The organism is Rhizobium sp. BIGb0125, from assembly GCF_024810055.1.
In the GTDB taxonomy this organism is placed as follows: Bacteria; Pseudomonadota; Alphaproteobacteria; order Rhizobiales; family Rhizobiaceae; genus Agrobacterium.
Genome location: NZ_JANUDV010000002.1, coordinates 1 through 20941 on the forward strand (window position 1 = coordinate 1; position 20941 = coordinate 20941).

The following is a 20941-nucleotide window of genomic DNA, read 5'->3' on the forward strand; positions in this document are numbered from 1 at the left end:
TGTCCTGGGTGGCGGTCGAGACCGTGTCACGCAGGGTCGAGGCAAACTCGCTACCAGTTCTGGCCAGCAGTTCTGCCGAGCGCTGGGCTTCGCCATCGATGTCCTGGGTGGCGGTCGAGACCGTGTCACGCAGGGTCGAGGCAAACTCGCTACCGGTTCTGGCCAGCAGTTCTGCCGAGCGCTGCGCTTCGCCATCCATGTTCTGGGTGGTGGTGGAAACCGTGTCACGCAGGGTCGAGGCAAACTCGCTGCCGGTTCTGGCCAGAAGTTCAGCAGAACGCAGTGCTTCACCGTCCATGCTCTGGGTGGCCGAGGTCACTGCTTCACGCAGGGTCATGGCAAGGCCTGTGGCCTTTTCACCGATGGTGCGGTTGACGTTTTCAAGACCGATGTTCAGCGCGCGGTCCATGGTGCCAAGGCGCTCGTCGATGGTCGACGAAATGCGATCGGCAACTTCGCTGCCAGCGCTGACGAATTCCTGCGACCGGGTGCCGAGCGTCTGGGAGATGCGGGCATTGGCCTCATCAATCGTTGCGCTGACATTGTGCAGGTCTGTCTTGATGCGGTGCTGGAAGCCGTCAAGCGACTGGCCAAGACGGGCTTCGGTTTCACCGAGCTGGCCAGCAACGCCGCTGACCGACTGGTCGATGCGCGAAGACAGGCTGTCTGCAGCGGAGCTGATGTCCCCTGCCGCATCGCTGATCTTGCCAGCGATTTCACCAATGCCGTTGCGCAGTCTTGCTTCAAGATCGGCGCTGCTGGAGGCGATAACGCGCTGCAGGGCTTCCTGCTGACCTTCCAGAGACATTTCCAGCATGCCGGTGCTCGACGCAACGCTGGTGCCGATGGATACGGCCTGATCGGACAACATCTCGTTCAGCTTGTCGCCGGCAGAGGTCAAAGTCTGCTCGATATCGGCGTGACGCTTCTCGAAGGTGTTCTTGATCTGCTCGTGCGACGCGGTGAGGCTGTGCTCGAGACGCGAGACACCAGTTTCCAGCGTGCCGGCAAACTTGTCGGTGCCGCCGTCGATGGCGTTTTCGATACGGTTGGCTGCACCCGTCACGCTGTTTTCGATCAGGTAGGCAGCATCGCTGACCTTGCAGTCGATGAGGTGGGCCGCAGAACCGACGGTGTTTTCGATATGGGCAGCGTTACGGCCGAGTGTTTCAGCAATAACAGCCGACTTGTCGTCGAGCGTGTTGACCAGGCGATGTTCGATGCCGGTGACAACATTGCTGATCTCGTTGACCTTGCCGGACAGCATGCCGGAAATATTGGCCGAAGATCCCTCAAGCGTGTCGGCAAGACGCTGCTCGACGTTGATGACCGAATCGGAGATGACAGCGGCGCGCTCTTCCAGAGAACCGAGGATTGCCGAAGACGTCTGCTCGAGAGACGACGTCAGGCGGTGTTCGACACCGGCAACCGCGTTTTCGAGGTAGGTCGTCTTGTTATCCAGCGCCGTGGAAATCGACGACGACGCGCCATCCAGCGTGCTGGCAATGCGCTGTTCAGCGTCAGATACCGTCTCTGCAAAGATCGATGTGCGGGTTTCCAGCGACATGGCGATCGACATGGAGGCGTCATCAAGCTTGTTGGCCAGACGCTGTTCGACATCCGAAACGGCGTCGGTCAGGTAAGCCGCGCGGCTTTCCAGCGTGTTGGTGATCGAAGACGATGCACCCTCAAGCGTGCTGGCCAGACGCTGTTCAACATCCGTGACGGCATCCGTAAGGTGAGCCGTGCGGCTTTCCAACGCGCTGGTAATCGAAGTCGAGGCGCCATCCAGTGTCGAGGCAAGGCGCTGCTCGGCATCCGAGACGGCGTCGGCCAGGAAGGATGTGCGGTTTTCCAGCGACAGCTGCATCGACATGGATGCGTCGTCCAGCTTGTTCGACAGGCGCTGTTCGGCGTCGGCAACCGCTTCGGTCAGGTAGGCCGTGCGGCTTTCCAGAGCGTTGGTCATCGAAGACGAAGCACCATCCAGTGTCGAGGCAATGCGCTGCTGGGCATCAGACACGGTATCCGCGAGGAACGAGGTGCGGCTTTCCAGCGACAGCGAAATCGCCATGGAAGCATCATCCAGCGTGTTGGACAGACGCTCTTCAACACCGGCAACTGCGCTGGTGATGTAGTTGGCCTTCTCTTCCAGTGTCTCGGCAATGGCTGTGGAGCGACCTTCGAGAGCAGCAGCAAGACGCTGTTCGATATCGGCAACAGCATTGGTAATTTCTGCGGCCTTGGCATCGAGAATTTCAGCCATGCGCTCTGGAGCGCCAGACAGCGAATTGGTGATGGATTCGGAGCGGTGTGCAAGCGTTTCGTCAAAACGGTTCTGGCTGGCAGACAGGGCATTGAACAATGCACCGCTGCGCTCTGCCATGATGCTGTCGATACGTTCATGCGTATCGCCAAGCGCCGTGGTGATTTCCTGGGTGCGCGATGCAACGGCATTGGTCAGTTCGCGGCTACGCTCATCAAGAGCGTTTTCGAGCATTTCCTGACCGGTGCCGAGTGCCGTCGCCAGAGCGAAGGACTGGTCTGTCAGGGCAGAGCCGAGACGATCAATGCTGGAGCTCAAGATACCGTCGATGGCATCGGAACCGCCGGCAACAGCCTCGTTGATCCGGGCAAGGCTTTCCATAAGCTTGCTGTCGAGCGAACCGGCGCGACGATCAAACGCGCTGGCAAATTCTGCAACGCGCTCGTCAAAGGCCGAGTTGACCTGACCAACCGTTGCCTGAAGGCGCTCTTCAAACAGACCCGAACGCAGATCGAGATCCATGATTGCGTCGTCAGCCGTGGACTGCAGGCTCTTGCGGAACGACAGGCCGCGCTCGTCAAGGGTTTCACCCAGCTTGTTGAGAACGGTATCCAGCGAACCGGCAATCGCCTCTTCGCCACGGTTGAGATTATCGGACAATTCCTTGGTGCGCGATGTCAGCACTTCGTTGAGAAGGCGCGTGCGCTCTTCAATTGCGGAATTGAGCTTTTCAGCGCCGGCATCCAGTGTCGAAGCCTGCGTCGCAAACTGCTCCAGCAACACACCGCCCCGGTCCGACATGGTCGAGGTGAGGTTGTGCAGGCGCATGTCGAATTCATTGGCAAGGCTGGTGCCGGATGTGTGCAGCGCCTTGAGCAGATTGTCGGTCTTGGCGGCAATCAGGCTGCCCATGGCTTCGGTCGTCACACGCGACTTCTCAAGCAGAGCAGCCGAACGGGTGTCGATCATCGAAGCAAAGGCTTCACCGGTTGTTGCCAGACGGATGGACAGCTCTTCGCCAGCCAGCGACAGTTCTTCCTTGATCTCGTCCTGCGCACCGATGATCGATGCACGGATGCGCTCGGCGTGGTTGACGATGGCGTCACGCTCCGACGACAATTCGCTGACCAGGCTGCGAACACGCAGTTCATTGTCGGCATAGCTGCGCTCAAGTGCATTCACTTCGGAATGAACGAGCGTTTCCAGCTCTGTCGCACGGGCAATGGTGCGCTCGATGCCCTCATTCATGGCGGAGACTTCGCGGCGAACCGCCTGCCCTACCGACATGATGCGGTCAGCGGCAACGGTTTCCGGCTCTGCCAGACGAAGGGCAACTTCTGCCATCGAACGGGCCGCGTTACGCAGGTCGCGGGCACGCGCCATCATGATGGCAAAGGCATAGAAAAGAATGACAGGAACAACAATGCCGACAAACACGGCCATGATGCCCGGAATGGCAAACAGTTCGGCCAATGAGCCGGCTTCCCAGATCAGGTTGCCGTAGATGGCCTGACCCAGTGCCAGGCCGCACAGCGCCCAGACAATCGAGAGGATTGTGGCGTTGCGGATGGCAGATGTGATGGATGTGCTTTCCAGCGACTTCAAAAGAGCAACCGGATTGCGCTTGGAACCGTCATTGGCGGCTTCAAGCCCCGATGCTCTGTTCTGTTCAGCGGCAGTACGCGGCGCAGGGTCTGCTACCGGCTTTCTGGACGTGTCGGGCACTTTAGCCTCCGAGGACTTTGGCGTCGATCGTCTCCGAGGCTGTGCATCTGCTTCAGATTTGCCACTCTGGAGGGCATCCTCCAGCGCCTGAAAAGCAGTCTCGTCGATCGAGTCACTGAACTTGTTATTCGCCATGCGGTTACGCCTCGTTACTAATACGCCCGGCCAGATATAACCTCGATCAGTCAGCCGCCTAAGACCGTCCGAGGCATCATGCCTACAGGAAACCCTACCCTTACACGGTAGAATATGTCCCGCTCATTACTATGCACCCCCTATGGCGCACCCCTCATTCACGGAACGAAAATAACATCATTGTGTCATTTCATAAAGTTCCGGCCTGAGCGCACGCACCATAGCAGTATCGTAGTGGCACATTTACGCCCTTGAAACAATTAACGCATTTGCCGCCATCAGGGAATGACCGCCCTTGTTAACAGTTTTTAAATCACATCTTAATCAGCAAGCTCTTGTTTCATATCGATTTAACATAAATTAACCATATCTAAAAAAATCAGCCCGCTTTGTGCCGCATTTTAGGAAGATACCACACTGTCATGTGCGTAAATCCGGCACAGAATATAACAAAATGGGAAATCCATCATGGCAGCGGCAAGTATGGCATTTAGTATGCCGGATAATTTTTCATCCAGTTTTGCAGCCAATTCCAAACCCGTCGACCTCGCCCACCTGGCAAAACAGACCATGGGTGACAAAGATCTCGAAATCGAAATCCTCCAGCTTTTTGCCCGCAACACGCGTGTTATCCTGCATGAACTGGCTGACGCCGATCATGCCAAGATCGTCGCATTGGCCCACCGCCTGAAAGGCTCGGCGGATGCGGTCGGTGCATTTCGTGTATCGACAGCAGCGAGAAATCTGGAAAGCAACCCTGCTGACAGCAATCTGTTTGCGCAGGTGACAAGCTCGGTCATTGAAGCGGAAAACTTCATTCTCAAGCTCTGCCGCTCTTAACCGAGAGACAGAGCCTGATCGTTTTGTCAGAGAGACTTCAGCGTCCAGTCAACGATCTGGCGCGATACGGCGGCAAATGCGCCGTCCAGTGATTTCACGAAGGCAGCATTTGTCGTGCCGGAAGACCGGGTTTCAGCCCTGAACGACTCCTGCGCCTTAATGGTGCCGTTACGGTCATTGAGGATCTTGACCGAAATTTCCACCACCGCGACATTGCCGCCCTTGGTATCGATTTCAAACGAACGGATATCGGTCACGACCTGATAGTCGATGGCCAGGCCCTGCCCCGGACGGCCAACGCCACCCAGCTTGCCGGTGTTTTCAAAGGCTTCAACCAGCTTGGACTGCACCAGCTTTGGCAGGCGATCGCTCCACTGCGAGCTTGCCAGATACTGAACCTCAGATGAGGACAGGCGAACAACGATATTTTCGCTGTCGAGCGTTTTCAGCGCGGTTGGCTCCGGCACCAGAATCTGGCGGTTCTTTAGCGAACGGCCTTCGGTCGATGCCAAAGATGACGCGGAAAGGTCGAATGTATCGTTCTTGGCAGCAGTGCCGCAAGCGCTCAACGACATAAGAACAAAGGGAAATGCCAGTACCGCACAGATAGTCGCAGGGCGTATTGCAACAGCCATATTCACATTACCCCTTTGCCACCTTGTACGGAATCATTATCAACGCCGTGTTCTTCCATCATACTGCTTGACGGTTTCACCGCCAAAAAGCAACCTTTGCGGATTACGGTCGAAGTTCATAATCGTATTATTCAACTGATCGACCGTCCGACGGGTGTCTCCAATGAGCGCTTGAACGTCTCGCAGACCTGCACCGGAAAACCGTGCCAGATTATCGGCGATAGGACCAACACGCGCATTCAGGTTATCCGCCACGGCTTTGAACGATGCCAGAGTTTCACGCGCCTTCACAAACAGCGAATTGGCGTCATCGGTTCCAAGCAAGTTGTCGACTTTTATAAGAATTCCGTCAACGCGGTTGGAGGCGGCGTTCAGCTTGCCGGCCATTTCCTGGAAGTCAGCAATGGTCCGATCAATCTGGTCACGGCGCTTGTCAACATCGTCAGCCACGCCCTTGAAGGAGGCAATCGCGCTGCGTGCATCCTTGGTCGCTACCGAAATATCATCAACCGCGGTGCCAACCTTGGCCGGATCTACCGCAGCCAGCAGCGTGTCTGCCCGTTTCAACACGACCTGCGCGTCATCACCGGTTTTCTCAAAGCTTTCGGCGGTACGTTTCACACTCGCCATGAGATCATCGACGTTGCCTGAAGCTCTGGCGACATCGCCGCTAACCTTTTCAGCATTGGCGAGAATCGTATCGACCTTCTTGGCATCAACGGCACGCACCAGATCTTCCACGGCGGCAAGCGTGCTTTCCAGACGTCCCGACACCGACTTTACGGTGACGGACAGCGAGCTCATGCTTTCCAGGAATTTGTCGATACCATCGGAGTTATCAGCCAGCGCAGTGGAGAATTTCTCGGCATTGCGCACCGTCTGGGTCAACGGACCCCGCGCGTCCTGCACGAAACCCTGCAATTCACCGATCGCATTGTCGGCGCGTGTCAATATCTTGTCGGCGGTTGCCAGAAGGTTGGTCACACTTGACAGATCGGCCGTCAGTTCGGCCGGAAGTCCGGTTTCAAACGCCTTTTGCAAGATACGTTCGTCGGTTTTGCGGCCGCCGGACAGCTCGATATAGGCGGCACCCGTCAGGCCCTGAATTTCCAGAACGGCGCGTGTGCTGGTGAACACAGGTGCCTGTGCCTGAATTTCAGTGAAAGCGATGGAATATTGCGGGTCGTCGGAATCGATCGACAGGCCACGCACCGTACCGACGGGAATACCGTTAAAGCGCACAGGAGAGCCGACGGACAGACCGTTGGCGGAACCGGGAATGCGCACGATCAGCTGGGCCATCGGGCCGCCGCGTCCAAACTCGGCCATCCAGTAGACAAAGCCGAAGGCTGCCGCGACAACGATCAGCGTGAAAATACCGACGATGGTGTAATTTGCCTTGGTTTCCATAGCTTTTGTTACTCCATCGAATTTTCATGCACGTTATTCGGAGACACAACCGCTCTGGCTCTCTTGCCCTTGAAGTATGATTGAACCCAAGGATCGTCGCAGGCGAACATATCCTCAAGTGTACCTTCAACCAAGACCTTCTTGTTGCCGAGAACGGCAATACGGTCACAGACGGAAAACAGACTGTCGAGGTCGTGGGTCACCATGTAAACGGTCAAACCCAACGTATCACGCAGTTTTGCAATAAGGTTATCGAATTCTGCAGCACCGATCGGATCAAGACCCGAAGTCGGTTCATCCAGAAACACCAGATCAGGATCAAGCGCCAGTGCCCTAGCAAGAGCCGCACGTTTGATCATGCCGCCCGACAATTCAGACGGATATTTATCAGCGGCATCCGGCTTCAGACCGACCATATCGATCTTCAGGCGCGCCAGCTCATCCATCAGCGATTTGGGCAGATCGAGATATTCGCGCATCGGCAGCTGGATGTTTTCCTTGACCGTCAGGCCGGAAAACAGCGCGCCCTGCTGGAACAGCACTCCAAGTCGTGTGTCGAGCGCCATGCGCTCTTCTTCATTGGCCGTGTCGTAATCGGTGCCCAAAATCTTGATGCTGCCGGAACGGCGTGGCAAAAGTCGCAGCACGGTGCGCATCAGCACCGACTTGCCGGCACCGGATGCGCCGACGAAACCGAGAATTTCGCCTCTGTAGACATCAAGGTCGAGATTATCGAGGATCAACTTATCGCCAAAACCAACTGTCAGTCCCTCCACGGAGAGAACGACTTCGCGGTCCTGTTTTTTGCTGTCGTTATTCTGGATGTCGATTTTCTTGACGTCGGTGTTGTCTGCCACGACCATCCCCTTAAAAATCAATCGCCGCGTAGAAGATGGCAAAAAGCCCGTCTACGAGGATGACGACGAAGATGGATTTAACAACCGAAGACGTGACGTGCTGGCCAAGCGATTCTGCGCTGCCCCCCACCTTCATGCCTTCGACTGCGGCGACAATACCGATGATCAGCGCCATGAACGGCGCCTTGATCATGCCCGACGCGATGGTCGACATCTCAACAGCCGCGTGCAGACGCGACAGGAACACTTCAAACGTGATGCCGGAATAGATCAATGCCACGACGGCTGCACCAAACAGCGCGGCGAAGTTGGCAAGAATGGTCAAAAGCGGCAGGGCAATCGTCAGCGCAACAAGGCGCGGGAAAACCAGCACGCCAACCGGGTTGAGACCGATGACCTTCAGCGCGTCGATTTCTTCACGCATCTTCATCGAGCCGATTTCGGCGGTGATCGCACTACCGGAGCGACCGGCAATCATGATGGCGGTCAACAGCACGCCGATTTCGCGCAGCTGCAGAATGCCGACCAGATCGACCACGAACACTTCCGCGCCAAAATAACGAAGCTGGAAAGCGCCCTGCTGCGCAATGATCGCACCAATCAGAAACGACATCAGCACAATGATTGGCACGGCGCGCACGCCCATATGGTCAATCTGGTTGATGATGGCGGCTGGAGACACACCAGTCCCCCGTCCGAGCTTCATCTGCGCGCCACGCACGGCCGAGCCGAGAATATACATGCCAGCCAGAAAATCGCCGCCCGCCTGTACAACATTGCGGCCAACAGGCTCAAAAACGCGTTGAACAAGACTTTTGCGCGGCGCGGCATCGGGTGGCGGACCCGCCTCGCTCGGCAGCGCTTCGACCAGTTCCTCAACGCGGGTGTTGCCACCGGTGAAGCTGACCTCGGCGCCGTTGGCGTTCAGTTCATTGCGAAACTTCTGGATGATCCAGGCGCCAGCCGTATCGACACGGCCAATACCGGACAGGTCGATCTCGACACTGCCGGACTGTTTGTTTTGGCCGGGCTGGGAAATTTCCTTGAGAACGCCAGTGATCGTGTCGTTGCGCCAATCACCGCTCAGCGAAAAACGCACAGGCCCGCCTGCGGAGCTTTCATCCGAAGCAATGCTCGCCTGATGGGCGTCCGTGTTGTTATCGCGAGCTTGCATCTTTTCCTATACGCGTGCAGCTTTGCCATCGAATCTATCGATTCATATCTTTTCACAAGATGACAAGCCATCGCAACAGGCCGGATTTCGCGAGTTTTTTGATTTTACGCACGATTTCCGCACAATATCGAAGTGTAACTCATGTCCGCGCAACTTCAGGTGATAGCAGAATCCTTTCCCATAGCCGGCAGCTTCACGATTTCACGCGGTAGCAAAACCGAGGCGGACGTCGTGACATGCACCATTGGCGACGGCGCCTTTTCCGGTGTTGGCGAATGTGTACCCTATAAGCGCTACGGCGAAAACATCGAGGGCGTGATTGCCGATATCGAGAAGATGGCAGACGCCGTCTCTCAAGGGCTGGATCGGCTGGAGCTGCAACATGTGATGAAGCCGGGTGCCGCCCGTAACGCCGTCGATTGCGCGCTCTGGGACTATGAGGCAAAACGCTCCGGTCTGAGTGTTGCCTCACAGATCCTGCATGAACCGGCCGTGCCGCTGGTCACCGCCTATACAATTTCACTGGGTGATGCCGAGACCATGGCGCGCAATTCGGCCGCCAATGCACACCGCCCACTGCTCAAGATCAAGCTTGGCACCGATGACGACGAAAGCCGCATGCGAGCCGTGCGAAAGGCCGCCCCAGACAGTCGGATCATTGTCGATGCCAATGAAGGCTGGACCGACGACAATATTGAGCATCATCTTGCCGTTGCAGCCGCGCTCAATGTGTCACTGATCGAACAACCCCTGCCCGCTGGCAAGGACGAAATCCTGGCGCGCATCCACCGCCAGGTGCAGATCTGCGCCGATGAAAGCGTTCACTCGACCGCCGATCTCGAAACCCTGCGCAACCGCTATGACGCCATCAACATCAAGCTGGATAAGACTGGCGGCCTGACTGAAGCGCTTGTGATGAAGCAGGAAGCCATCCGGTTGGGTTACACCATCATGGTCGGCTGCATGGTCGGAACGTCACTGGCCATGGCACCTGCCGTGCTGTTGGCACAGGGTACCGAATATGCCGATCTCGACGGCCCGTTGTTGCTGGCCAGAGATCGCGAGCCTGCTCTCACCTATGACGGTTCGCTGGTGCATCCACCAGAACGGTCGCTGTGGGGCTGATAGAAATTGGCGTGCTGTCGATACAGCACGCCAACGTGTCTTATCTTGCGCTATCGATGATTTGACCGCCGTCCGGCGTCAGACTTGAACCGGTAATGAATTTCGAATCGCTGCTGGCAAGGAACAACGCAACGGGCGCGATATCATTTTCCGGCGAGCCGTGACGACCAAGTGCATTGGTTGGCGCTGGAGCATTCTGTGCAGCACCCCAGGTGTCGGCGACAGGAAGAAGGTTGTTGACCGTAATATTGTCCGGTCCCCATTCGCGCGCCGCAGACCTGGTGAGTGCACGAACGGCCTCCTTGGCCATGTTATACGGCCCGTAAGGCGACATGCCCAAAACACCAGCCAGCGATGCGAAATTTATCACACGTCCCTCGCCCGATCGTTTCAGATGTGGGTAACAGGCCTGCATGGTCCGCACATACGCTATCGGTCCCATATCGAAATTGCGTTGCAACTGGTCGACTGGCAAATCGAGGATCGGCGAGTGCACCGCAGATGGGTCGAAGGCCACATTCACGAGAATGTCGATGCCGCCAAATGCCTGCACGACTTTGGCAACGGCTTCAGTAATCTGGTCGCCGTCACTCAAGTCGCACGTCAGGCCGAGCGCCGTGCCACCCTTGGCTTGAATACTGTCGACCACCGCATTTACATTTGCAGGCGTAAGCGACAGCACAGCTACTTTTGCGCCCTCAGCGGCAAATAGTTCTGCCGTCGCTCGACCTATTCCTCTGCCAGCGCCTGCGACGATGGCAATTTTTCCAGTCAGTTTTCCCATTTTGATTTCCTTTCCAGGTGGGGGATTAGTGCGCCTGCGCCAGAGCATAGGGTGATGGAACATCGCGCCCGGCGTTCTGTGTGGTGAAGGATGCGGCAAGCAGCGCCAGCCCTATGATGGCAGGCAGAGCACCTGCGGGCTTTCGAACCCCGATATGGGCCAGCCCGGACAGTAGAAGGTGAAACAGCATCCCGGCATAGGCCAGATCGCTCACGCCAACATTGAAGCGGGACAGGATAGCCACGACAGCGGCGAGCTTCACGACCGTTAAAATATGGACGAGATAGGTTGGGTAACCGAACCCGGCAATTGTCTGCCGGACCCATTCTGTCTTTGCGACATAGGTTATGGCAGAGGCCAGATAGAGCGCGACCAGCAGGGTCGTTGCGGCCCAGTAAATATAGAATTCAGACATGAGATATCCCTTGCCGCCGAATGACTTCGGCAGATTGCTCCATTCAAGATTTTCAGTGTTCCGGATTAGCGACTGCTGATTATCCGGTGTTCGCATTGAAAATGTGGTATTAGATGAATCTTCGCAAGTAGGATGAATTTCGCGTGGTAAGTATGGAAAACCAGACTAATGGGCCGGACGGCGCAAATATGCACGAAGAAATGCGGCGTGCATTCGCGTTGCTTTCGGGGAAATGGAAACTCGAAATCATGTGGCTTCTCAACCAGCGCATTTATCGGTTCAACGAGCTGCGCAAAGCCATTCCTGGCATCACCCAGCATATGTTGACCGCCCAATTGCGGGAGCTTGAGTTGGACGGTTTGGTTTCCCGCACGGTCTATGCCGAGGTCCCGCCTCGCGTGGAGTACGAGATAACTGCGAAAGCCAGAGGCCTCGGTCCGACAATGGAAGCGTTGACGGCCTGGTGGAATGAATATGGAAAAAGCGTCCCGGAAAAAGTGGCACGTGGACGCAAAGTAACGCCGAAAAAGTAGCTGGGTTGCCGCCAAACACTGGAGGCAACCGCTATTTTTCGGATGACAGCCTGAGATGAAATGCACGCCGCAGAGAGGCGCTTGTCACTCTGTCACGTCAGGCAGCGCGCATCGGGAACGGCGGCAGAGCGATCTGCTCTTCCTGCTCGATGTTTTCAGGGTTTTCTTCTGCCTGCATCCAGGTGATCAGTTCAAAGCTGCCATCTTCATTTTCGGCAATTGCCGTACAGCTTTCCACCCAGTCTCCGGTGTTGATGTAACGGATACCGTCCATCTCGCTGATCACGGCGTGGTGGATATGACCACAGATAACGCCATCCACATCGTTACGCTTGGCTTCGTCCACCACAACGCGCTGGAACTCGCCAATGAAGTTGACGGCATGTTTGACCTGCAGCTTTGCCCAGGCCGAGAACGACCAGTATGGCAGGCCGATACGGCGACGAACGGCTGCCAGTATCACATTGATGGCAATCGCCGCATCATAGGCCCAGTCACCGAGGTAAGCGAGCAGCCGGGCATTACGCACGACCACGTCAAACTCATCGCCGTGGATGATCAGGTATTTCTTGCCGTCTGCCGCTTCATGCACCATGCGTTCGGCGACTTCGATACCGCCGAAGTGCGAACCGGGAAACTCTCTGAGGAACTCATCATGGTTGCCGGGAATATAGATGATCCGGGCACCCTTGCGCGCCTTGCGCAGCAGTTTCTGTACAACATCATTGCAGCCTTGCGGCCAGTACCAGTTGCGGCGCAAACGCCAGCCGTCAATGATGTCTCCCACCAGAATAATCGTGTCAGCATCATGATGACGCAAGAAATCTAGGAGGTAGTCGGTTTTGGCGGCCTTGGAGCCAAGGTGCACGTCCGAGATAAATAAGGTTCTGAAATGTCTGGTTTCCATTTGCCGGGCCACGGAATTCATCCCCCTGTCTTGGCAATCAAACTACATACTCCAGAACCAGAGTCGTGTTTCAGCATCATGACAAAGGACTATTTTCTGCCGCAAAACCCTCTTCACCCACACTCATTTTGACACGAATCAATCAAATAACGGCTGTACCATGGGGCTGATTGATGTATTCAGAAGCCCAACGAAAACATTTGAAAAAAGCGGTGCAGGAATGAATTCGCAGGATAAAAACAAAACTCAACCCAAACCAGCAAGTGCTGACCTGGACGAACAGGCGCTCTTTTTCCACCGCTATCCGCGCCCCGGCAAACTCGAAATTCAACCGACCAAGCCGCTCGGCAACCAGCGCGACCTGGCACTGGCCTATTCGCCGGGTGTTGCAGCACCTTGCCTTGCCATTCACGAAAACCCAGAAACAGCCGCCGAATATACGGCGCGCGCCAATCTGGTAGCGGTTATTTCCAACGGAACGGCTGTACTTGGCCTTGGCAATATCGGTCCGCTGGCCTCCAAGCCAGTGATGGAAGGCAAGGCCGTCCTGTTCAAGAAATTCGCTGGCATCGACGTTTTCGACATCGAAATCGACGCGCCCGGCATCAACGACATGGTCTCGACCATCTCGGCGCTGGAGCCGACCTTTGGCGGCATCAACCTTGAAGACATCAAGGCGCCTGAATGTTTCGAAGTCGAGCGCCAGCTGCGCGAGAAGATGAACATTCCAGTATTCCACGACGACCAGCATGGCACCGCCATCATCGTGGCTGCCGCCGTGATGAACGGCCTGGAACTGGCCGGCAAGTCGCTTGGCAATGTCAAGATCGTCACGTCAGGCGCCGGTGCGGCAGCCCTTGCCTGCCTTAACCTGCTGGTATCGCTGGGCGCCAAGAAGGAAAACATCTGGGTTCACGACATTGAAGGCCTCGTTTATGACGGCCGCAATACCCTGATGGACGAGTGGAAAGAAATCTACGCCCAGAAGAGCGACAAGCGCGTTCTGGCCGAATCCATCGATGGCGCAGATGTCTTCCTCGGCCTGTCGGCGGCTGGCGTCCTGAAGCCTGAGCTTCTGGTACAGATGGCTGAAAAGCCGCTTATTCTGGCACTTGCCAACCCGAACCCGGAAATCATGCCGGAAGTTGCGCGTGCAGCCCGTCCTGATGCGATGATCTGCACCGGCCGTTCCGACTTCCCGAACCAGGTGAACAACGTTCTCTGCTTCCCATACATCTTCCGCGGCGCGCTGGATTGTGGTGCGACCACCATCAACGAAGAAATGAAGATGGCGGCCGTCAAGGCAATTGCCGAACTGGCGCGTGAAGAAATCTCAGAAGTGGCTGCGAAAGCCTATTCCGGTGACACGCCGCTGTTTGGACCGACCTACCTCATTCCATCGCCATTCGACCCGCGCCTTATCCTGCGCATTGCACCGGCCGTTGCCCGTGCGGCGGCAGCCAGCGGCGTTGCATCGCGTCCGATCACCGATTTCGACGCCTATCTCGACCAGTTGAACCGTTTCGTCTGGCGCTCCGGCTTTGTGATGAAGCCAATCTTTGCCGCTGCGAAATCGGCTGAGAAGAAGCGCATCATCTTCTCGGAAGGTGAAGACGAGCGTGTGCTGCGTGCAGCCCAGGTTCTGCTGGAAGAAGGCACCGGCGTACCGATCCTGATTGGTCGTCCACAGATCATCGAATCCCGCCTCAAGCGTTTCGGTCTGCGCATTCGTCCACATGCGGACTTTGCCGTGGTCAATCCGGAAGACGATCCACGTTACCGCGAATATGTCGATGATTACTTCGCGCTGGTTGGCCGCATGGGTATCAACCCGGAAGCTGCCCGCACCATCGTTCGTACCAACACCACCGTCATCGGTGCGCTGTCGGTCAAGCGTGGTGAAGCAGACGCGCTGATCTGCGGTCTAGAAGGCCGTTTTGACCGTCACCTGCGTGACGTCAACCAGATCATTGGCAAGAAAAAAGACGTACGTGCATTCTCGGGCCTCAGCCTGATCATCTCGCAGCGTGGCGCAACCTTCTTCACCGATACGTTTGTGACCTACAATCCAACCGCAGAAGAAGTTGCGGAAAGCACCATTCTGGCCGCTCAGGAAATCCGCCGCTTCGGCATTACGCCAAAGGCCGCGCTGATCAGCCACTCGAACTTCGGTTCGCGTGATTCGGAAAGCGCCCGCAAGATGCGTGACGCCTTGCAGATCGTGCGTGACACTGCACCAGATCTCGAAGTCGACGGCGAAATGCAGGGAGGTTCTGCCCTGACGGAAAGCCTGCGCAAGCGCGCCATGCCTGACAGCACGCTGTCTGGCGAAGCAAACCTGCTGGTGTTCCCGAACCTTGACGCGGCGAATATTTCGCTCGGTCTGGTCCGCACGATGACGGATGCGCTGCATGTTGGCCCGATCCTGCTCGGCACCGCCCTGCCCGCACATATTCTGTCGCCAACCGTGACATCGCGCGGCGTGGTCAACATGGCAGCCCTGGCTGTCGTGGAAGCCTCGCATCCGTAATGGTGCCCTAAAGCTGCGTTAACGCAGTTTTGAATTGCCGATTGCCGCAACTGCCTCATTTATATGATAACAATCTGATGAATGAGGCGCTTGCGGCATATCTTTTTCCATCCTTTTTGTTTGGATGTCCGCAGACGCGAAGCCGAAAACGCAACCACATCGGAAGCGGAACATACAGGTGACAGCTTTGAAACTGCGCAATTTTACAATGCTGTTTTTGCCGGTATTGATCGGTAGCTTTCCTGCCGTGTCCTTTGCCGCCTCGGTGTGTGATGACCTGCGTCAGGAATTGCGCGCACCGGCACAGATTATTGGCAACACTGCCGAAGTGCGCCATTTTGCCAGCGCCTTGACCCGCCAGAACATCATCATCCGCAAAATCCGCAATGATCTGAGGGCCTATGGCTGCTCGAGCGGCAGCATTGTCGTTTACGGTGGTGAAAATGCCCAGCTGTGCGACCAGATTGAAGATGCGCTTTATGACGCCGAGGCGGAGCGTGACGACCTGCTTGTCAGCCGCGACCAGATGATAGCGCAGCAACGTAATCGCGGCGTTGACCGCGACCGTGTCATGGCAGCACTTGATGCCAATGGCTGCTTTGACGAGCGCCCGCAGTCTGCGGCCGCTAGCCCGAATGATCAGACCCAGGAATTTGCCCCACCCGGCATGATCGAGGTGGACCCGAACCGCCAGCCGGTGTTCACACCGCCAATGCAGGGCGGCCTTAGAACCCTGTGCGTACGCACCTGCGACGGCGCGTTCTTCCCGATTTCGTCCAATGCCTCACCGCTTGATTTTCGCCGTCAGGCCGCGACCTGTGAGCAAATGTGCCCCGGTTCTGAGACCGAGCTTTATTACCACTCCCTGCAAGGTCAGGAGAGTGCGGACATGGTTTCTGCCGAGACCGGCAAACCATACAAGGACCTGCCGACCGCCTTTGCCTATCGCAACACGTCAGCAGACACCCGCTCGCCGTCCTGCGGCTGCAACATGGCGTCCTACTTCGACCAGATGAAAAAGCAGGAAGAGGCCAACCAGTCCAAACCCGCAGAACCCTATTCCGGCGTTACCGATATCAAGACGCCGAATGGCGAAAAGAAGCAGGCAGAACAACCGGTTGCCGAAGCACCAGCCGAGCGCGACTATGACCCCAAAGATAGCAAAGTCCGGGTCGTCGGACCACAATTTCTGCCCGAGGAAACCAGCCGGATCGATCTGCACAATCCGGCTCTGCAAGGTGCACAACCGCAGCAGCAGTGATGCACGACGCCTTTCCTCACACGCGCCAATAGATTTAGCGACGGCCCCACTGATCCTGGAACACCAGATCTTCCAGCGGCAGCCTTTTGGCCCAGCCCTTAACCGCCAGTTCCGGCTCGCGGTAGAGTTCGGTCACGTAACCCAGACATAACCAAGCAACGATTTCGATATGGTCGGGAATGCCGAGAATGCGGCGTATGTCTGCATCATGGAAGATACTGACCCAACCGACACCCACCCCTTCGGCACGGGCAGCAAGCCACAGGTTCTGGATGGCGCAGACCGTGGAATAGACATCCATGCGCGGGTTGTGGGTGCGTCCCAGAACGACGGTACCACCACGGGTCGGATCGCAGGTCACGCAGATGCTGAGGGGGGCGGTGCGAATGCCCTCGAGCTTGAGGCTACGATAAAGGCTCTGCCTGTCATCTTCGAACAGCAGCGCCGCCTCCTCATTGGCACGGGCGAAAGCCTGCCAGGCGGCATCACGCACCGTCTGATCCCTGATCAGTGTGAAGTTCCACGGCTGCATGAAACCGACCGAAGGTGCGGCGTGAGCGGCGGCCAGCAGCCGCTGCACCAGATCATCCGGCAATGGATGGCTTTCAAACTCATTGCGCACATCACGGCGCGTCTCAATGGCCCGGTAAACGGCTGCCTTGTCATCACAGGAAAAAGCGCCGGCCGCGTGGCGGGCTTCAGAAAACGGATCATCCTGCATCGTTAATCCCCAACAATGCCTATCGCCGGCAGATCCCGCAGAACCCATCCGGCAAACAACCATTCCCGCCGTCCATACGGGCTGGTCTATGATGTCGGGCCGGTCTTCTGGCTTGGCATCGTCCTTCCGCTGCCGCCTTCCCGGAACATCCAGTGGCGATTGGTGCAGCAGATGTCCGCCTTACAGCGTTGGGCACGCTCCGGTCTTGCACCGGATTCCCGATTCTCCCGCACGTCGTGCAGGCACCTGACGGCAGTGCTTATGTCCGCTAGATCGCGCAAATGCAAGCCGCGTGCATGTGGCGTCAGGTCGCCGGGAAATACCTGACATAGGCGAACTCATCGCCATCAGGCGACCAGTTGGGCGAGTTCATGGTGCCCTGCCCGCCAAACAGCTCAAACAGCGTCTCGACATTGCCGCCATCGGTATCCATCAACCGCACCCGCACATCGAGGTCACGGGGATGGTCAAAGACATCGGCGTCGTAGGACACGAACACCACCTTGTCGCCTGATGGCGACGGATGTGGAAACCAGTCTCCAAAATTACTGTCGGTTACGCGCTCGACGGATGAGCCATCAGTCTTCACACGCCATATCTGCATCAGCCCGGTGCGGCTGGAATTGAAATAGATCCACTGGCCATCGGCGGAGTAATCCGGCCCGTCATTACGGCCCTCACCATGCGTAAGACGTGATTCAACTTCGTTCTCTATGTCCATGGAATATATATCAAAAACCTGATCGCGAATGCCGCAGTAGGCAAGTGATTTTCCATCCGGTGACCAGCCATGCCAATAGGATGGCAAATTGTGCGTCATCAGCTTTGGCGTGCCGCCGGAAGACGGCAGCAGGTAGATTGCGCTCTTGCCAAACTCCACCTTGTCGGAAATGGCATAAAGCGAACCGTCGGGCGAAATGCCATGGTCGTTGTTGCACAGGGTCGCAAAACCTGTGTCCACCTTGACCGGTGTCGGATCACCCGAAAGCGACAGGCGATAGATCAGCCCATCGGCATTAAGCAGAAGGTATTGGCCATCCGGCGACCAGTTGGGCGCTTCAAACAGCGCCTCGGTCTGCCAGACCACACGCATCTGACGGGTGCGGATGTTGTAGATTTCGATGGAACTGCGCACGCATCCTCCCGGGATTACTCATCAACAGGATTGAGCGGACATTTTATTTGCCTCGCCCGACACCTTCACATAATGATCCTATTGCCGCAGGCACCGTCCTGCAAATTCAAATAAGGAGAACAGCAGCGTTTCGGCACCGTACGTTTACCCTGCCCCGTTTCTCCCAGGTTCGAGGTTCTGCGATGAATTCCATCGCCGATCAAGGCATCCGTATTGGCCGGATTGCCGCCATGCTTCCCGTCAAGGACATTCAAAAGGCCCATGACTTCTATGTCGGTGTTCTCGGCTTCACCAAGGTCTTTGAAAACGGCAATCCCGTCGGTTTCATGATCCTGAAGCAGGGCAATGCCGAGCTGCATCTGACCCTGCAGCCGTCACACAAGGCAGCCCCCTTCAACGTTGCTCACATGATGGTGAGTGACGTCGATGCCCTGCATAGGCTGTGCAAACAACATGGCCTGCGCATCATCAAGGGTCTGCAGGACAAGGATTACGGCCTGCGCGCCTTTGTTTTTGAAGACCCGGATGGCAACCGCATCGATGTCGGTCAGGTAATCTAGGTACGGGAATGGTGTCGCGCCGACGCGCTCCGCTGGATCTCTGTGACAAGCATAGAGACGACGAGAGTCGTGTTGCAGCCATACACGGCAACCCACCATACAAAACGGCGCGGTTTGAGCCGCGCCGTTCTTATCTCTACCGGTCTCTGAACCGGTTGGTGATCGGGTAACGGCGATCACGCCCGAAGTTCTTCTTGGTAATTTTCACACCCGGCGCAGACTGGCGGCGCTTGTACTCCGCAAGATAAAGCAAATGCTCGATGCGATGTACGGTCGTGACGTCATGGCCGCGCGCCACAATGTCATCCACCGACATTTCCTGCTCCACCAGGCATTCCAGGATATCATCCAGCACCGGATATGGCGGCAGTGAATCCTGGTCGGTCTGGTTTGGACGCAGTTCGGCCGATGGCGCCTTGGACAGGATGTTCGCCGGTATCACCTCACCGGACGGACCAAGCGCGGTTGGCGGCACATGTTCGTTACGCCATTTCGAAATGGCGTAGACCTGCATCTTGTAGAGGTCCTTGATCGGGTTGAAGCCGCCATTCATGTCGCCATAAAGCGTGGCGTAACCCACCGACATCTCGGACTTGTTGCCGGTCGTCACCACCATGGAGCCAAACTTGTTGGACACCGCCATCAGGATGGTGCCACGGGTACGGCTTTGCAGGTTTTCTTCGGTAATGCCCTCTTCGGTGCCCTCAAACAGTTCGGCAAGCGAAGACAGGAAACCTTCCACCGGCTCGACAATCGGCACGATGTCGTAACGGCAGCCCAGCGCCTTGGCGCAATCGGCAGCGTCTTTCAGCGATTCATCCGACGTATAGCGGTATGGCAGCATGATGCAGCGAACACGCTCTTCACCCAGCGCATCGACCGCAATCGCTGCGCAAATGGCGGAATCGATACCACCGGACAGGCCAAGCACGACGCTCTTGAAGCCGTTCTTGTTGACGTAGTCGCGGAAGCCCAACAGGCAGGCGCGGTAATCCGCTTCCTCGCCCTCGGGGATTTTCGACATCGGGCCGCTGTGGCAGTGCCAGCCGTTCTCAGTGCGCTTCCAGTCCGTGACCGCAAGTGTCGCCTCAAACTGGCTCATCTGGAATGCCAGGCTCTTGTCGGCATTCAGCGCAAAACTTGCGCCGTCGAATACCAGTTCGTCCTGCCCGCCAAGCTGGTTTGCAAAAATCAGCGGCAGATTGGTTTCGATAACCTGACGTAGCGCCACCTGATGGCGCACTTCCACCTTGCCGCGATAGTAGGGCGAACCGTTGGGCACCAGCAGCAATTCAGCACCGGTTTCCGCCAGCGTTTCGCACACGCCCATATCGTTCCAGATTTCTTCGCAAATTGGGATACCTAGCCTGACACCACGGAAATTGACGGGACCGGGCATTTCGCCGGCCACGAATACACGCTTTTCGTCAAACTCGCCGTAGTTCGGTAGGTCGATCTTGTCGCGCAGCATCAATATCTTGCCGCCGTCCAGCACGGCGACCGAGTTGTGGCGGCCAAGTTCACCCTGTCTTGGGAAACCGACAATGACGCCGGGACCGCCATCGGCGGTGTCTGCCGCCAGATCTTCAACCGCCTTCAGGCAGGCATTGAGAAACGCCGGCTTCAAAACCAGATCTTCCGGCGGATAACCTGAAATAAACAGCTCGGTCAGAAGCAGAAGGTCAGCACCTTGGCTGGCCGCATCTGCCCTTGCCTCACGCGCCTTGGCGAGGTTGCCCGCCACGTCGCCAACCGTTGGATTGAACTGCCCGATAGCAATTCGAAGAGTATTCGGTGTGGTGTGTAAGTCGCTCATACATAACCATTTAACGTGTGGCGTCTTACTCCGCAATCAGTGATGAGAAGCACAGGCGCGGTCACGTAAATTTCATCCCGAAACACTGTGCATTTTCAACAGTTCATGTCGC

At 56.7% G+C, this 20941-nt stretch carries 16 protein-coding genes, 1 pseudogene and 1 riboswitch; of the genes and pseudogenes, 6 read left to right on the top strand and 11 right to left on the bottom strand.

Going from position 1 to position 20941, the window contains the following annotated elements; translation table 11 throughout:
* Nucleotides 1-4126 (bottom strand): annotated as a pseudogene (locus M2418_RS04070) (hypothetical protein); the annotation flags it as partial.
* A gap of 468 nt (nucleotides 4127-4594) precedes the next feature.
* On the opposite strand from M2418_RS04070, the gene M2418_RS04075 reads away from it, so the two are divergent.
* The gene (locus tag M2418_RS04075; protein ID WP_259144926.1) at nucleotides 4595-4966 is read left to right on the top strand and encodes an Hpt domain-containing protein; all 372 of its coding nucleotides are present in this window, start codon (nucleotides 4595-4597) and stop codon (nucleotides 4964-4966) included.
* Nucleotides 4967-4992: 26 nt separating this feature from the next.
* Here the strand turns inward: M2418_RS04075 and M2418_RS04080 are convergent, their stop codons facing one another.
* From M2418_RS04080 to M2418_RS04095, 4 genes are all read right to left on the bottom strand, one after another.
* Nucleotides 4993-5541, bottom strand: coding sequence for an ABC-type transport auxiliary lipoprotein family protein (locus M2418_RS04080; RefSeq protein WP_250983226.1), 549 nt, complete (start codon nucleotides 5539-5541; stop codon nucleotides 4993-4995).
* Between the two features lie 99 nt (nucleotides 5542-5640).
* Nucleotides 5641-7011 carry an MlaD family protein gene (locus M2418_RS04085; RefSeq protein WP_250982646.1) on the bottom strand — a complete coding sequence of 457 codons (1371 nt, stop codon included), beginning with the start codon at nucleotides 7009-7011 and terminating at the stop codon, nucleotides 5641-5643.
* Between the two features lie 8 nt (nucleotides 7012-7019).
* Nucleotides 7020-7868 (bottom strand): ABC transporter ATP-binding protein, encoded by an 849-nt coding sequence (locus M2418_RS04090; protein ID WP_312943983.1) that lies wholly within the window; start codon nucleotides 7866-7868, stop codon nucleotides 7020-7022.
* Between the two features lie 10 nt (nucleotides 7869-7878).
* Nucleotides 7879-9042 (bottom strand): ABC transporter permease, encoded by a 1164-nt coding sequence (locus M2418_RS04095; RefSeq protein WP_259144930.1) that lies wholly within the window; start codon nucleotides 9040-9042, stop codon nucleotides 7879-7881.
* Nucleotides 9043-9183: 141 nt separating this feature from the next.
* On the opposite strand from M2418_RS04095, the gene dgcA reads away from it, so the two are divergent.
* A complete protein-coding gene (dgcA, locus tag M2418_RS04100; protein WP_259144933.1) occupies nucleotides 9184-10167 on the top strand; it encodes an N-acetyl-D-Glu racemase DgcA in 984 nt (327 codons plus the stop codon).
* A gap of 40 nt (nucleotides 10168-10207) precedes the next feature.
* On the opposite strand, the gene M2418_RS04105 is transcribed toward dgcA, so the two are convergent.
* Together M2418_RS04105 and M2418_RS04110 are read right to left on the bottom strand one after the other, a co-directional pair.
* Nucleotides 10208-10951 carry an SDR family NAD(P)-dependent oxidoreductase gene (locus M2418_RS04105; protein WP_259144940.1) on the bottom strand — a complete coding sequence of 248 codons (744 nt, stop codon included), beginning with the start codon at nucleotides 10949-10951 and terminating at the stop codon, nucleotides 10208-10210.
* 25 nt (nucleotides 10952-10976) lie between these two features.
* Entirely contained in the window at nucleotides 10977-11366 is a 390-nt protein-coding gene (locus M2418_RS04110) for a DoxX family protein (RefSeq protein WP_259144941.1), read from the bottom strand.
* Between the two features lie 152 nt (nucleotides 11367-11518).
* Here M2418_RS04110 and M2418_RS04115 point away from each other — a divergent pair, with 152 nt between their 5' ends.
* Complete coding sequence (locus M2418_RS04115; RefSeq protein ID WP_259145880.1) at nucleotides 11519-11899, top strand: helix-turn-helix domain-containing protein; 381 nt, start codon at nucleotides 11519-11521, stop codon at nucleotides 11897-11899.
* A gap of 97 nt (nucleotides 11900-11996) precedes the next feature.
* Here M2418_RS04115 and M2418_RS04120 read toward each other — a convergent pair whose 3' ends face one another.
* Nucleotides 11997-12827, bottom strand: coding sequence for a UDP-2,3-diacylglucosamine diphosphatase (locus M2418_RS04120; protein ID WP_192487745.1), 831 nt, complete (start codon nucleotides 12825-12827; stop codon nucleotides 11997-11999).
* Between the two features lie 199 nt (nucleotides 12828-13026).
* Here M2418_RS04120 and M2418_RS04125 point away from each other — a divergent pair, with 199 nt between their 5' ends.
* Nucleotides 13027-15336: an NADP-dependent malic enzyme gene (locus tag M2418_RS04125; RefSeq protein ID WP_192487744.1), complete on the top strand. Its 2310-nt coding sequence runs from the start codon at nucleotides 13027-13029 to the stop codon at nucleotides 15334-15336.
* 178 nt (nucleotides 15337-15514) lie between these two features.
* The gene (locus M2418_RS04130; protein WP_310503179.1) at nucleotides 15515-16597 is read left to right on the top strand and encodes a DUF2865 domain-containing protein; all 1083 of its coding nucleotides are present in this window, start codon (nucleotides 15515-15517) and stop codon (nucleotides 16595-16597) included.
* A 34-nt stretch (nucleotides 16598-16631) separates the two neighbouring features.
* Here the strand turns inward: M2418_RS04130 and bluB are convergent, their stop codons facing one another.
* Nucleotides 16632-17318: a 5,6-dimethylbenzimidazole synthase gene (bluB, locus tag M2418_RS04135; RefSeq protein ID WP_259144943.1), complete on the bottom strand. Its 687-nt coding sequence runs from the start codon at nucleotides 17316-17318 to the stop codon at nucleotides 16632-16634.
* Between the two features lie 79 nt (nucleotides 17319-17397).
* Nucleotides 17398-17583, bottom strand: a riboswitch (cobalamin riboswitch).
* A gap of 39 nt (nucleotides 17584-17622) precedes the next feature.
* Nucleotides 17623-18453: a TolB family protein gene (locus M2418_RS04140; protein ID WP_259144945.1), complete on the bottom strand. Its 831-nt coding sequence runs from the start codon at nucleotides 18451-18453 to the stop codon at nucleotides 17623-17625.
* Between the two features lie 182 nt (nucleotides 18454-18635).
* Between M2418_RS04140 and M2418_RS04145 the strand changes: the two genes are divergently transcribed.
* Nucleotides 18636-19013, top strand: coding sequence for a glyoxalase superfamily protein (locus M2418_RS04145; protein WP_259144946.1), 378 nt, complete (start codon nucleotides 18636-18638; stop codon nucleotides 19011-19013).
* A gap of 136 nt (nucleotides 19014-19149) precedes the next feature.
* On the opposite strand, the gene M2418_RS04150 is transcribed toward M2418_RS04145, so the two are convergent.
* A complete protein-coding gene (locus tag M2418_RS04150) occupies nucleotides 19150-20829 on the bottom strand; it encodes an NAD+ synthase (RefSeq protein WP_259144947.1) in 1680 nt (559 codons plus the stop codon).
* Nucleotides 20830-20941 lie beyond the last annotated feature (112 nt).